The sequence below is a fragment of the Cytobacillus firmus genome, from assembly GCF_023612095.1.
Taxonomy (GTDB): domain Bacteria; phylum Bacillota; class Bacilli; order Bacillales; family Cytobacillaceae; genus Cytobacillus.
The window spans coordinates 2,726,986-2,739,516 of sequence record NZ_CP086235.1; the positions used below are offsets into that span (position 1 = coordinate 2,726,986).

The window sequence follows — 12,531 nt, forward strand, 5'->3', positions numbered from 1 at the left end:
TTTTACTTGCGGAATGTATCAAGAAATTCCTGAATTAAAGGATCAGCTTGTCCAAACTTTTTATCAAATTCTTTAATATAAGGCTGGAACAATGCAGCATCAATTTCGTAAATGTTCATTCCTTCATCGCTTAAAGTCTTCTTAAAATCTTCCTCCTGCTTGGAACGAGTTTCTGCTGAATAATCAGCAGCCGCTTTAATTGCTTCATCAATGATTTTCTGGTCCTCCTCAGGCATTTTGTCATAGGAAGCCTTATTTATCATTGCGACAGCAGGCCAAACCATATGATTTGTAACTGCCCCATATTCCACTACTTCGTGATACTTGTTTGTAATGGCTGCATCTAAATCCATATCCATGCCATCGATTACACCAGTCTGAATAGCTGCATACACTTCGGGAAGCGGCAGGGATTCAGGTGAAGCCCCCAAAGATTTATAAAACTCCTGCAATGGAGGACTAGGTGTTACACGAAATTTTAATCCCTTCATATCTTCTGGTTTTAAAACTTCTTTATCTTTAAATAACATAACCCGGCTTCCTGCAAATAAGTAATCAAGCCCCTTTATTCCCTGATCGTCCATTGTTGTAAGAATTTTCTTGGCAATCTCTGTATCACGGGCTTCATTTGCTTCATTCAGATCCTTAAAAGCGTACGGTGAAAACCATGCAGTGAATGCTTCAGCACGTGAACTTAAATAAGCAGCCGTAATAAAACCAAAATCAACTGATCCTGCAGAAATTTGCTGAACCATATCAGCCTCTGTTCCAAGCTGGCTTGCGGGATAAATCTCCAATTTCATTCTTCCGCCAGAACGGGTCTCAAGCTCTTCTTTGAATTTTTCGGCTGCTTTATGCCACATATGATCGGTTGGTGTAATATGTGCCAGCTTGAAATTATAAGTTGCTCCCTGCGATGATTTAGAAGCCGTGTCAGAAGAACCCTTTCCGCTGCAAGCTGCAGTAGCTAAAATCAATAAACTTACTATTAATATAAGCCCCATACTTTTTACTTTCTTCATTAATAAACACCCCTTTAAGGATTAATGGAAACAAGTGCGAACACTATCATTTTATTAATCTATATGGAATACTTTAGTAATGTCTATCAGCCTAGCTAATCTCTTTATTGAGGATATCAGCGGATTCTTTCATTCCGACAAGAGCTCCATCCCTTTTTTTCATGAACCAATATGCCAATGACAAGAAAATTAACCATGGCACACCGAATTGGAGCATTATCCTAAAATCTGTAAACCATGTAGAAATCATAAGACTCAATAGAAGTACCGCGCCTACTATTGGAAGAAATGGATAACCTAACATTCTTACAGGAAGCTTTCGACCACCTGTTTTTTCCCACTTTCTCCTGAAAAACAGATGGGAGATAAAAATCATCAACCAGGTGAATATGGCACCAAACATGGAAATTCCCATCATAAAGGCATAAGAGGAACCAGGAAGTAAGGCATTTACCCCTGCTGCGATAAAAATACCAAGTGTTGAAATAGCAAGAGCACTAACTGGGACCCCTTTTCTATTCACTTTAGCTAAAAATGCCGGTGCAAATTTTCCGCGAGATAAAGAATACATCATGCGTGTAGATGCATATAGCTGACTATTCATGGCTGATAATGCAGCTGTCAAAATGACAAAATTCATGATGCCTGATGCACCAGGTATCTGGAGAATTTCCATGACCTTTACAAACGGACTTTCTTCAACCCCTGCGGATTTCCAGGGAACCAGCATCAACATGATACCTATAGTCAACATATAGAAAGTGGATAATCGAAATACTGTTGCTTTTAATGCTTTAGGAACAGCAACATCAGGATCATTTGCTTCTCCTGCAGTAACAGCTATCATTTCAGTTCCTAAAAAGCTGAAAAGAGATATAAAGATCGCAACCCACATACCCCAAAGGCCAAACGGCATAAAGCCACCACTGTCCACCAAATTACCTGCACCAATATCTGGTTCTGATGATGTTCCAAAAAGGATATAGGATCCAAGAAGAACAAATCCAACAATGGCACTAATTTTTATCATAGAAAACCAATATTCAAAGGTGGCAAACGTGTTAACACTTGTAGCATTTACATAAATTAAGATTGCTGCAAATAATAATATCCAAACCATTCCTGGAACTTGGGGAAACCAGTATTTCATGTAGACGGCAATTGCACTTACCTCAACACCTACAGCCAGCACATTTCCAATCCAATAAGAATAGCGAACAAGGAATCCAGCCATTGGGCTAATATATTTTTCAGCAATTGTTCCGAAAGAACCCGAGGTAGGGTGTGCTACAGACATTTCAGCCAGGCATCCCATTAAGAGCAGAACAATAAACGCCCCAATCGCGTAGCTTAATAATACACTTGGTCCAGCAGTACTTATGGCAAGTCCGCTGCCAAGAAAAAGCCCAGTCCCGATCGCACACCCCATGGCGATCATTGTCAGCTGATTGGTTTTTAGGTCTCTTTTTAACCCAGAACTATTAATATTGGTTTGATTATGATTCTTCTCCATATCCATCATCCTTTACCATTGCCAAAATTCCCTTGGAACCAGCAAAGGATACAGTAACACTGACTGTATCTTCTGCTGATATCCCACGGATTAAATAGGAAAAATTTAAACAAAATGAATTCGAGGGACATCCTATTTCACTATGCACCTGATTTACAGGAAATAGAGACTGAACCCAATTCCGCAAACTGAACGGAAACAGCGTCACCTGGTTTAAAGGCAATGGCTTCGGATATTGCCCCGCTTAAAATAATATCTCCTTTCTTGATTCCCCTTCCGGATTCTCCAAGTTTATTTACCGCCCAAGCTGCAGAGGCTGCGGGATGACCTAATACTGCAGCACTCGATCCTGTTTGTGCAACTTCACCGTTCTTTGACATCACCATGCCAAGCTGACCTAAATCTACGGAATCCGGCTTCATCCATTTACTGCCCAGAACAAAACGTGAGGACGAACAGTTATCTGCTATCACGTCTGCTAAAGTAAACTTGAAGTCCAAATACCGGCTGTCAATAATTTCGATTGCCGGAGCAACATATTTCGTTACACTTAGTACATCTTCTGCAGTAACGCTTGTTCCTTGCAGATCTTCACCAATCATAAAAGCAATTTCAGGTTCAGCCTTTGGATGAATGAATTGATTGAAATCGATTGGCTCCCATTCAAAGCCAAGCATGTCGTCAGTGAGAATTCCATAAATCGCTTCATGTACACCCATCATTTGCTGTTTAGCCTTGCTGGTTAATCCGAGTTTTAAACCCACTCGCCGCGAACCATCTTTTTCTCTTCTTTCAATCAGCTTTTCCTGAATCAAATAAGCTTCTTCAAAGCTTAATTCAGGTAGTCGATCCGTTATTTTCACCACTTCCCGCTGTTCTTTTTCAGCTGAATATAAATATTCCACAATTTCCATGTCTGCACCACTGGTTAATGTCATTATTACACCTCCAAGATTCGTGCTTGTGCCAGCTCTGAGGCAACATCTAGAATCATATCCTCCTGGCCGCCCACCACTTTTCGTTTTCCTAACTCTATTAAAATATCTCTGGGATCCAACCCAAAACGCTTCCCTGCCCGTTCTGCGTGCAGCAGAAAACTTGAATATACTCCTGCATAGCCTAATACCAGGCTGCACTTATTAATTTCCTGCGGTTTCGGAACTAACGGACCTACCGTGTTTTCTGCAATATCCATCATTTTATAGAGATCAATACCGGCATTTATACCCATCCTGTCTAAAACCGCCAGCAATACCTCAGTTTGTGTATTTCCTGCGCCTGCTCCCAGACAGCGGACACTTCCATCGATCCTGGTAGCCCCTTCTTCAATGGCCGCTAATGTATTTGCAACAGCAACAGATAAATTATTATGGCCATGAAACCCTACTTCAATATTCAAGGAGTCGCGAAGTGCAGCAATTCTTTCACGAACTTGATGCGGCAAAAGGGCTCCTGCCGAATCGGTTACATATACAGCTTGTGCTCCATAGCTTTCCATTAACTTTGCCTGTTCAACTAATTTCTCAACTGGTGCCATATGGGCCATCATCAGAAAGCCTAATGTTTCCATTCCCAATTCTCGTGCGGCGCTAATATGCTGTGCAGATACATCAGCTTCCGTTACATGAGTGGCCACTCTAACTAATTCTGCTCCTATAGAATGAGCTTGCTTTAATTCTTGACAGGTTCCAATCCCTGGAATTAGCAGCACAGCAATTTTCGCCTGTTTGCATTCATCAACTGCAGCCTCAATGAGTTTCATTTCATTGACACGTGACCTTCCGTACTGAAGGGTAGAACCACCTAATCCGTCTCCATGACTGACTTCGATATAGTGCATCCCGGCATCGTCCAATTCTTTGACAACTCGACGGACTTGTTCTTCATTATATTGATGTGCAACGACATGGCTTCCATCCCGCAAACACACTTCTGTTATTTTAATAGGCTTGTCACTTTTTCGAATCAACTGTGTCACCATGCCTTTCTATCAACCACTTATTACATTCTGAACCAGTAAATTTTTGGCGAAGTTTTCTGCCACACGAGTTGCGGAAGCTGTCATAATGTCGAGATTGCCTGCGTAAATAGGAAAATAATCACCAGCACCCTCTACTTCTATAAATACGGTCACACGACTTTCATCAAATAACGGCTTTTGCTTCAAACGATATCCAGGTACATATTCCTTAACCGTCTCGACCATTTCATATATCGATTTAAGGATTGCATCCTGATCCATATTTTTAACTTCACAGTAAATGGTATCTCGCATCAGGATAGGCGGTTCCGCTGGATTTAGAATAATGATGGCTTTTCCTTCATCAGCCCCTCCAACTTCCTCAATCCCTCTTTTGGTAGTGATCGTAAATTCATCGATATTTGCCCGCGTCCCCGGTCCCGCACTTTTGCTTGAAATAGTTGCAACGATTTCAGCATAAGCTACATCAGCAACACAATTTATTGCATGAACAATAGGAATGGTTGCTTGTCCTCCGCAAGTTATCAGGTTTACATTTAATGCTTCATTATGAATAGGTGCTTCTACAGCAGGACTGACAAATGGACCTTTTGCAGCGGGAGTCAAATCAATTGCCAGTTTCCCTAATTCTTCTAATACTTCCGCATGTCTAATATGTGCTTTCGCTGACGTTGCATCAAAAACGATATCAGCCAAATCCGGATTTTCTTTTAAGGCTTGAATACCATTTGAAAAAATTGGATAACCCAAATCTTTTGCACGTTTTAACCCTTCAGACTCTGGATCAATCCCGATCATTGCTGTGAGTTCAATAACGTCACTTCTTTCCAGCTTATACATAAGATCGGTGCCTATATTGCCAGAACCGATGATTGCTGCTTTGATTTTAGCCAAAATATTCACCCCTCATTATTCAAATGTGACTGAAACAGTACCCAAGCGTCCGAAATGGGCGGACACAGTATCACCTGCTTCTGCTGTTATCGCTCCGCTTAGAGCTCCTGGAAGAATGAGTTCCCCGGCTTTTAAGGTAATGTCAAATTCATGGAGCTTATTCGCAAGCCATGCAATAGCCTGAGCTGGGTGGCCAAGTGCTGCAGCACCTGATCCAGTAGAGATCAACTCGCCATTTTTATACAAGCTCATCCCGATGCTGCGCAAATCCATTCCGTCTATTTCGGTTAATTGCTTCCCGACTACAACTTTTGCCGAGGAGCCATTATCTGCAACTGTATCAATCAGCTGAATTTTCCAATCGGCTATCCTGCTATCAATAATCTCAAGAGTTGGAGTTATGTACTTTGTAGCCATCATTACATCCAGCCAGGTTACATTTGGCCCCTTCAGATCTTCACCAAGGATAAATCCGATTTCAGCCTCCACTTTGGGACTAAGCAGATCATTCATCTTAACCTTTCCATCACTCATTACCTTCATATCATCAAGCAAATGTCCGTAATCAGGCTCATCTACACCAAGCATTTGCTGCATAGCCACACTTGTCAGTCCAACCTTTTTGCCAATGATCCTGCGGCCTGAGCTAATTTTCTGTTTTATCACTTCCAGTTGGATATGGTATGCATCCCTTGCATTCAGGTTTGAATATTTCTGAGTAAGCGGAGTCATTGCCTGTTTCGTTAATTCAGCTTCCAGTAAATCTTCTACAATTTCATTTATTAGCAGATTCATATACTCACTCTCTCTTATAATCGTTAATTAAGGAAAAGAAGAGTGCGGGTTAAGCACTCTTTTATAGTTTCATGGTGATGGTTTTCGCTTCCGTATAAAATTCGAAACTATGGCGGCCTCCCTCACGGCCAATTCCACTTGCCTTTGAACCTCCAAAAGGTGTTCTTAGATCTCTGTAATACCAGCAATTAATCCAAAATAACCCTGAATTAATGCTTGATGCTACCCGATGGGCACGGCGGAGGTCGTTTGTCCAAACAACACCTGCAAGACCATAGATAGAATCATTTGCAATTTGGACAGCTTCTTCTTCTGTTTTAAATGGAATGACAGATAAAACCGGACCAAATATTTCTTCCTGAGCTACCTTCATTTTATTATCCACATCATAAAGGACAGTTGGCTCATAAAAATTGCCTTCAACGAGCGAGGTAATTTTCTTACCGCCGATGGCAAGCTTAGCACCTTCGGCTATTCCCGCTTGAACATACTCATCCACTGTTTCAAGATGTCCTTTTGAAACCAATGCCCCCATGTCCGTATCCTCACGAAGCGGGTCCCCCACCTTGATTTTTTTAACGGCTTGGACAAACTTGTCGAGGAAAAGATCATAAATGCTTTCTTGTAAAAGCAAACGGGATCCTGCTAAACAAATTTCACCCTGGTTTCTAAAAATAGCATCAATTGAACCTTCAATGGCTTCATCCAGGTTTGCATCTTCAAACACAATATTTGCAGACTTGCCTCCAAGCTCCAGCGAAACTGGGATTAATTGCGAGGCAGCATTTTTCATGACCGTTCTGCCGGTTGTGCTATCACCTACAAACGAAATGCGCCGTACAGATGGATGTTTGGTCATTGCTGTACCGGCTGTCCCTCCTGGACCTGTAATTATATTAAGCACACCTGGAGGAAGCCCGGCATCATTGGCAATTTCTCCGAGCATTACTGCACTTAATGGTGTATAGGAAGCAGGTTTCACAACGACTGTATTTCCTGCTGCCATTGCTGCAGATGCCTTCCATGTCATTTGCATAAAAGGCAGGTTCCAGGGAATAATTAAACTTGTTACACCGGCTGGGGCGTATTTGGAGTAAGACATATATTTTGTCTGATCATAATGTTCATGGTGAATGTAGTTTGCCATTTCGGCAAAGAACTTTAAGTTTGCTGCCGCTCTCGGAATATCAAACCCCCGGCTCTCCTTGATCGGTTTTCCCACATCCAGTGTTTCAACACGAGCTATTTCGTCAGCTCGATCCATTATAAGGTCAGACATCCTGCATAAGATCTCAGATCTTTCAGCAACCGGCATTTTACTCCAGGTTCCGCTATCAAAAGTACGCTGAGCTGCTTCAATTGCGTGATTGACATCTTCCTCATTTGCCTTGGCAACAGATGCAAGTTTTTGGTTCGTGGCAGGATCAAGGGTGTCAAAGCTCTCTCCTGAAACTGAGTCACGGTATTCTCCATTAATAAAGAGTTTTGCGTCCTTAATAACCTTCTGCTGTAATTGCGTCATTTCATATCGCCTCCTGCCCCTCTATTTCAAGCACCATCTCAACTTCCACGGCATTATTGTTTGGCAGTTGAGCCATACCGACAGCTGACCTTCCGTGCTGGCCTTTTTCTCCAAAAATTTGAACAAGTAAATCTGAAGCGCCATTCATGACCTTGGGCTGATCGGTAAAATCATCAGCACTATTCACAAAGCCAAGAATTTTTACGATTCTTTTTACTTTGTTAAGGTCGCCAACCTCTTGTTTTACAACAGCCAATAGGTTTAACATACATTGTCTGGCCGCTTCATACCCAACCTCTATCGGGAGATCTTCTCCTAACCGCCCCCGGTATTCATCTGTCCCTTGCCCAGACGTAAATAGAAGGTTTCCTGTTCGGACACAGCTGACATAGTTTCCTGCGGATGAACGGACTGGCGGCAGCTTGATCGCTAGCTCCTCTAATTTTTGTTCAGGACTTACCGTTCCATTAACCATATTTTCAACTCCCAACCTTAGCAGGCACATTTAAAAATCGAAGAGCATTTTTTCCCAGCATAGCTTCTGTTTGTTCAGCTGTAAGATCAAGGGTTTCATCTATTACTTTACCAGGCCGTATTTCCCTTAATAGAAATGGATAATCTGAACCCATAATGATTTGCTCATGCCCAAAATTTTGCAGCAAATAGTTTAAATTAATAGGATCATTTACCAAGGAATCAAAATAAAACTTCTTCGCATAATAACTAGGCGGTTTCTCCAGCAGCCTTAAATGAGGCCAAACCTTCCAGCCTTGATCAAGACGCGGCAATAAGTATGGTAAAGAACCTCCGCCGTGTGCAAAACAAATTCTTAAACGCGGGAATTTTTCAATCACTCCACCTAAAATTAAACTTGCACCTGCAAGTGCAGTTTCACTTGGCATTCCAACAGTGTACATCAGATTATGCCTTGGCATTCTCTCTTTCCCCAAGGTTTCCCAAGGGTGTATAAAAAGCGGCACATCCCACTTCTCAGCCATCTCGAAGAATTCGATTAAAGATGGATCATCCAGATTGTTACCGTTTACATTAGTGCCAATCTCAATACCCCTTAAGCCTAATTCATGGATGCATCGATCCATTTCACGAATCGCAGCCTGCACATCCTGTAAAGGGACTGTACCTAAACCGATAAATTTAGAAGGGTTTTGACTTACAGTCTCTGCAATAAAATCATTCTGTATTCGAGCAAGAATAGATGCCTCTTCAGCAGGCGCCCAGTAAGAAAAGGTTACGGGAATAGGAGAGAGCACTTGAATGTCCACATGTTCTCTTTCCATGTCATGTATTCTCTTTTCAGGACTCCATACTTGATCTGTCACTTCACGAAACACCTTGCCACCTACCATGATATTTGCACCGCAGGCACATGTTCGCTCAAGAGCTGGCCACTTATCTCCCATTAAATTTTTTGTTAATTCAGTGAAATTCTCAGGGATTATATGAGTATGAAAGTCTACTCGCATTTCCATTCACTCGCTTCCAGCGCCATGACATGCCCGCAATGTTCGCACGTTCTAAGGTCCATACTGCTGTTAAATTCAGCAATTGCTTCTTTGACCTGTACTTCAATATTCGTCAGCTGAATTTTGACTCTGTGGAGCTCATGGTCACATTCATCACAGAACCAAACGAAATCCTCCAACTCTCCTTTTGCACGATTGCGTTCAATAACCAATCCAATCGTATCTGCAACACGATGTGGAGAATGCGGAACATTTGCTGGAAGAAGGAACATTTCTCCTTCTTTAACTTCAATAACTTCACGCTTTCCTTCATCATTAATGACCTCTACATAACAGCTGCCCTTGATTTGATAGAAGACTTCTTCTGATGGATCCACATGGAAATCACGTCTTTTATTTGGGCCGCCAAGCAGCATCACCATTAATTCAGCATCCTTCCAAATGACCTTATTATTGACTGGCGGCTTTAATTGGTCCTTATTTTCCTCAATAAACTGCATTAGATTTATAGGCATAAATTTGCTTTTCACTTTCATAATCAATTGCTCCCTTCAATTTTATTCATTGACCTGCGCATATTCTTTTTTTAATGTTTTTTGCATATGAACCACTTCATCAGCAAGATGTGAAATTCTTTGCAGAACGTCTGGATCGCTGAGTTCATTCTTTTCATTAAAATGATCTCTATTTGCGTAAACGTAGCTTGGTGCAACAAAAGCACGGAAGAAACCTGCTATTGGCTTAAGCTGATTCTCAATAACAAGGTAGTGCTGGTAGGTACCCCCATTTGCAGTAAACCCCATAACTTTGTTCCTAAGATCATTGGGATTGATTAAGTCAAAGAGGTTTTTTAAGACGCCCGGAATCGACCCCTGAAAAATTGGAGTACCAATAATGTAAAAGTCAGCAGAAGAAACCATTTCAATTACCTTCTTTGTATCTTCTGAATAAGTATTAGGATCACGGCCATCACAAAATTGAACATCATAATCCATCATGTCTAAATATTCAACTTCGATATCCGGATATTTCAGCTCCACTTCTTCTAGAACTTTTTTTACGACAATCCCTGTTTTGGCACCTATGATTGTGCCGGATATACCCAACAATTTCATTTTTTGTTCCCCTTTCTATTCTCCCGCTGGCCAGCCGAGAAGAGAGTGGGAACTCTGGACCTCACCTCTTGACAGCAATTGCCGAATCCTTGTAGATGAGATGCGATTCCCGCTTGAACAGCAGACTGGTTCTATGACCCGTACAGTAAAATACTTTTGTAATAGATGAATATCTCCGTCACGATTCCTTCCAAAACGGAAATCTTCCCCGACGATAATTTCAAGCGGGTTTAATTTTGATAAGGTTTCTATAAATTCCTCAGCACTTGCTTGAGCATACACATGATCAAAACGAGCAATTACCACTTGATCAACACCTAGCACTTCTAATTTCGGTAATTTTTCTTGGATCGAACTCAGCATGTATGCTCCTTGAAAATAAACACGCGGCGGCGGGTCAAAGGTATAGACAAGGCTGGGTGCATTTAAAAATTTTCCTCTTTTAACAGCTTGCTTTATTACCTCCTGGTGGCCACGATGCACGCCGTCAAAGGCACCCACAGCAATGACAGAACAAGGCAATGCTAGAGAAGAATAGATATGTGTTTCCACTTGGCCCCCCCTCCCTATCTTTTCGAACTAGTTAGCTGCAACTTCTTTATCCAGCGTACATACCTTTAATGCTTCATCCACCATATCGTGAGTATGGAGGCGTTTATAATTATTAAAAAAGATTCCTCTTTTGCGAATTGGATCTCCAGTATAATATCTTTCATACTGCAGCAGCCTTTGGCCAAAAGCCTCACCGCATAAATCCCATGCAAGTTTGAAAATGCTCACTCTTTCAAGGGAAGAAACACCTGCTCTGCCAACATAGTAATTCTCAATATCTTCTCTCAATGCACTTTCAAAGTCGGCTCCAGTAGGGGACATGAGCAGCCCGCCTGCTCCAACTATTTGCATCACTTCGATTGCCCTTGGGTACATTTTCGGCAGTAAACCCCTTATCGTTTCCAAAGGTACATAATCAGGCATCGCCTCGCCATTTTCTGTTATGGAGTAGTTATACTCTGCTACATCCAGCAAAGCTCTAATGGATTCAAGTGATTGAATAATTTCGGCCAGATCATTTTGCACATTTAAATACCCATCTACCCCAATTGCATCTGCTAGCTTCATAGCTACTTCTGTAGCAAATTGCAATTTTATCAGTCCTCTTACCCCCGTTTGATGTGCAGGCTGCTGTCCTGCACCTGTCAGAGGATACAGCTTGTTCGCAGCTTCGATATTGTTATATAAAAACACTCGATCCCATGGAACGACTACGTCATCAAAAACAAGCAGCGCATCCATTTCTTCAAACCGGGAAGCAAGCGGATGATCAAAGACGGAACGTGTTCCATCCTGCATGGCTTCTCGGCAAATAATACGAATACCTGGTGTATCAAGTGGAATAGCAAAAGCTAATGCATATTTTTCATCTCCAGGACTAAATCCAGGGAAGGAATAAATGATGACCTCCTCTGTAATTGGTGCAAGTGTTGCAAGCATCTTAGCTCCTCGGACCACTAATCCTTCCGGAGTTTCCTTTACAGCTCCCAGATGAGTATAAGTGTCCTTCTGTTCATGTGAAGATTTGCTTCTATCATTCTGAGGATTTATGATTGCGTGTGTCAGAAATAAATCATTATCACGTACATATTTATAATAATTCCGTACATTTTCTGCCCAGGATTTATCATACTTCTCAAAAAACCAGGCATTATGATAAAACGACGTTAAGACAACATTTAAAAAGTCAGGTGTTCTGCCCATCAATCCGTAGGTAGCTTTGGCAAAAGCTTCAAAAATTGCTCTCCTTTTCTTTAAATCTTCAAAGCTTTTCGGCACGAGGAAAGCATTATTCACTCTCTCTCCGGTCTCCTCACAAATATGGGTAATCTTATCCATATATTCAGGTTCATGCTGCATATCATATAATTTGGCAATTTCAAGTATTGGCTGTTTAAATACAGGCTCTGTAAATACATCTTCTACTTTTTTACCAGCCATCCAAACCTCGGGTTTACGCTTTTTAATAGCTTCGATATATTGAGCACCAGTTCTGATTCCCATATCTTACCTCCAACTTTTTGTTATTTTCAGTTTGAATTGTAATATTAAATTTTTTAAGTAACTGTAGTCTATTTAACATAAAATTAATTTAAAATTTCTAAACAATTAAAATAGTCTAAAATCCCATAGTTTTTTTCTACAATTTCCCCT

13 protein-coding genes are annotated in these 12,531 nt (G+C 41.3%); all 13 read right to left on the reverse strand.

Going from position 1 to position 12,531, the window contains the following annotated elements:
• Positions 1–2 precede the first annotated feature (2 nt).
• Complete coding sequence (locus LLY41_RS13800) at positions 3–1,022, reverse strand: TRAP transporter substrate-binding protein (RefSeq protein WP_304585651.1); 1,020 nt, start codon at positions 1,020–1,022, stop codon at positions 3–5.
• Positions 1,023–1,113: 91 nt separating this feature from the next.
• A complete protein-coding gene (locus LLY41_RS13805; RefSeq protein WP_304585652.1) occupies positions 1,114–2,535 on the reverse strand; it encodes an amino acid permease in 1,422 nt (473 codons plus the stop codon).
• A gap of 140 nt (positions 2,536–2,675) precedes the next feature.
• Positions 2,676–3,473 (reverse strand): 2-keto-4-pentenoate hydratase, encoded by a 798-nt coding sequence (locus LLY41_RS13810; RefSeq protein WP_095242554.1) that lies wholly within the window; start codon positions 3,471–3,473, stop codon positions 2,676–2,678.
• A gap of 2 nt (positions 3,474–3,475) precedes the next feature.
• Positions 3,476–4,504, reverse strand: a complete 1,029-nt coding sequence (gene dmpG, locus LLY41_RS13815; RefSeq protein ID WP_304585653.1) for a 4-hydroxy-2-oxovalerate aldolase — start codon at positions 4,502–4,504, stop codon at positions 3,476–3,478.
• A gap of 21 nt (positions 4,505–4,525) precedes the next feature.
• Positions 4,526–5,410 carry an acetaldehyde dehydrogenase (acetylating) gene (locus LLY41_RS13820; RefSeq protein ID WP_304585654.1) on the reverse strand — a complete coding sequence of 295 codons (885 nt, stop codon included), beginning with the start codon at positions 5,408–5,410 and terminating at the stop codon, positions 4,526–4,528.
• Between the two features lie 15 nt (positions 5,411–5,425).
• A complete protein-coding gene (locus tag LLY41_RS13825; protein ID WP_304585655.1) occupies positions 5,426–6,205 on the reverse strand; it encodes a 2-keto-4-pentenoate hydratase in 780 nt (259 codons plus the stop codon).
• Between the two features lie 61 nt (positions 6,206–6,266).
• Entirely contained in the window at positions 6,267–7,727 is a 1,461-nt protein-coding gene (locus tag LLY41_RS13830; RefSeq protein ID WP_095242551.1) for an aldehyde dehydrogenase, read from the reverse strand.
• Between the two features lies 1 nt (position 7,728).
• Complete coding sequence (locus tag LLY41_RS13835; protein WP_304585656.1) at positions 7,729–8,202, reverse strand: RidA family protein; 474 nt, start codon at positions 8,200–8,202, stop codon at positions 7,729–7,731.
• Between the two features lie 4 nt (positions 8,203–8,206).
• The gene (locus tag LLY41_RS13840; RefSeq protein WP_179288925.1) at positions 8,207–9,217 is read right to left on the reverse strand and encodes an amidohydrolase family protein; all 1,011 of its coding nucleotides are present in this window, start codon (positions 9,215–9,217) and stop codon (positions 8,207–8,209) included.
• Entirely contained in the window at positions 9,202–9,747 is a 546-nt protein-coding gene (locus LLY41_RS13845; protein WP_304585657.1) for a 3-hydroxyanthranilate 3,4-dioxygenase, read from the reverse strand. Before LLY41_RS13845 ends, LLY41_RS13840 begins: the two co-directional genes overlap by 16 nt.
• A gap of 21 nt (positions 9,748–9,768) precedes the next feature.
• The gene (locus LLY41_RS13850) at positions 9,769–10,326 is read right to left on the reverse strand and encodes an NADPH-dependent FMN reductase (RefSeq protein ID WP_095242548.1); all 558 of its coding nucleotides are present in this window, start codon (positions 10,324–10,326) and stop codon (positions 9,769–9,771) included.
• Positions 10,327–10,341: 15 nt separating this feature from the next.
• A complete protein-coding gene (locus LLY41_RS13855; RefSeq protein ID WP_304585658.1) occupies positions 10,342–10,878 on the reverse strand; it encodes an FAD synthetase family protein in 537 nt (178 codons plus the stop codon).
• Between the two features lie 27 nt (positions 10,879–10,905).
• A complete protein-coding gene (hpaB, locus tag LLY41_RS13860; protein WP_095242546.1) occupies positions 10,906–12,381 on the reverse strand; it encodes a 4-hydroxyphenylacetate 3-monooxygenase, oxygenase component in 1,476 nt (491 codons plus the stop codon).
• Positions 12,382–12,531 lie beyond the last annotated feature (150 nt).

What these genes read in the sequence shown, in the direction of transcription:
- LLY41_RS13840 (WP_179288925.1), bottom strand. Translation starts at nt 9,217, where the DNA reads ATGGAAATGCGAGTAGACTTTCATACTCATATAATCCCTGAGAATTTC.
- LLY41_RS13845 (WP_304585657.1), bottom strand. Translation starts at nt 9,747, where the DNA reads ATGAAAGTGAAAAGCAAATTTATGCCTATAAATCTAATGCAGTTTATT.
- LLY41_RS13810 (WP_095242554.1), bottom strand. Translation starts at nt 3,473, where the DNA reads ATGACATTAACCAGTGGTGCAGACATGGAAATTGTGGAATATTTATAT.
- hpaB (WP_095242546.1), bottom strand. Translation starts at nt 12,381, where the DNA reads ATGGGAATCAGAACTGGTGCTCAATATATCGAAGCTATTAAAAAGCGT.
- LLY41_RS13835 (WP_304585656.1), bottom strand. Translation starts at nt 8,202, where the DNA reads ATGGTTAATGGAACGGTAAGTCCTGAACAAAAATTAGAGGAGCTAGCG.
- LLY41_RS13805 (WP_304585652.1), bottom strand. Translation starts at nt 2,535, where the DNA reads ATGGAGAAGAATCATAATCAAACCAATATTAATAGTTCTGGGTTAAAA.
- LLY41_RS13825 (WP_304585655.1), bottom strand. Translation starts at nt 6,205, where the DNA reads ATGAATCTGCTAATAAATGAAATTGTAGAAGATTTACTGGAAGCTGAA.
- LLY41_RS13830 (WP_095242551.1), bottom strand. Translation starts at nt 7,727, where the DNA reads ATGACGCAATTACAGCAGAAGGTTATTAAGGACGCAAAACTCTTTATT.
- LLY41_RS13850 (WP_095242548.1), bottom strand. Translation starts at nt 10,326, where the DNA reads ATGAAATTGTTGGGTATATCCGGCACAATCATAGGTGCCAAAACAGGG.
- LLY41_RS13800 (WP_304585651.1), bottom strand. Translation starts at nt 1,022, where the DNA reads ATGAAGAAAGTAAAAAGTATGGGGCTTATATTAATAGTAAGTTTATTG.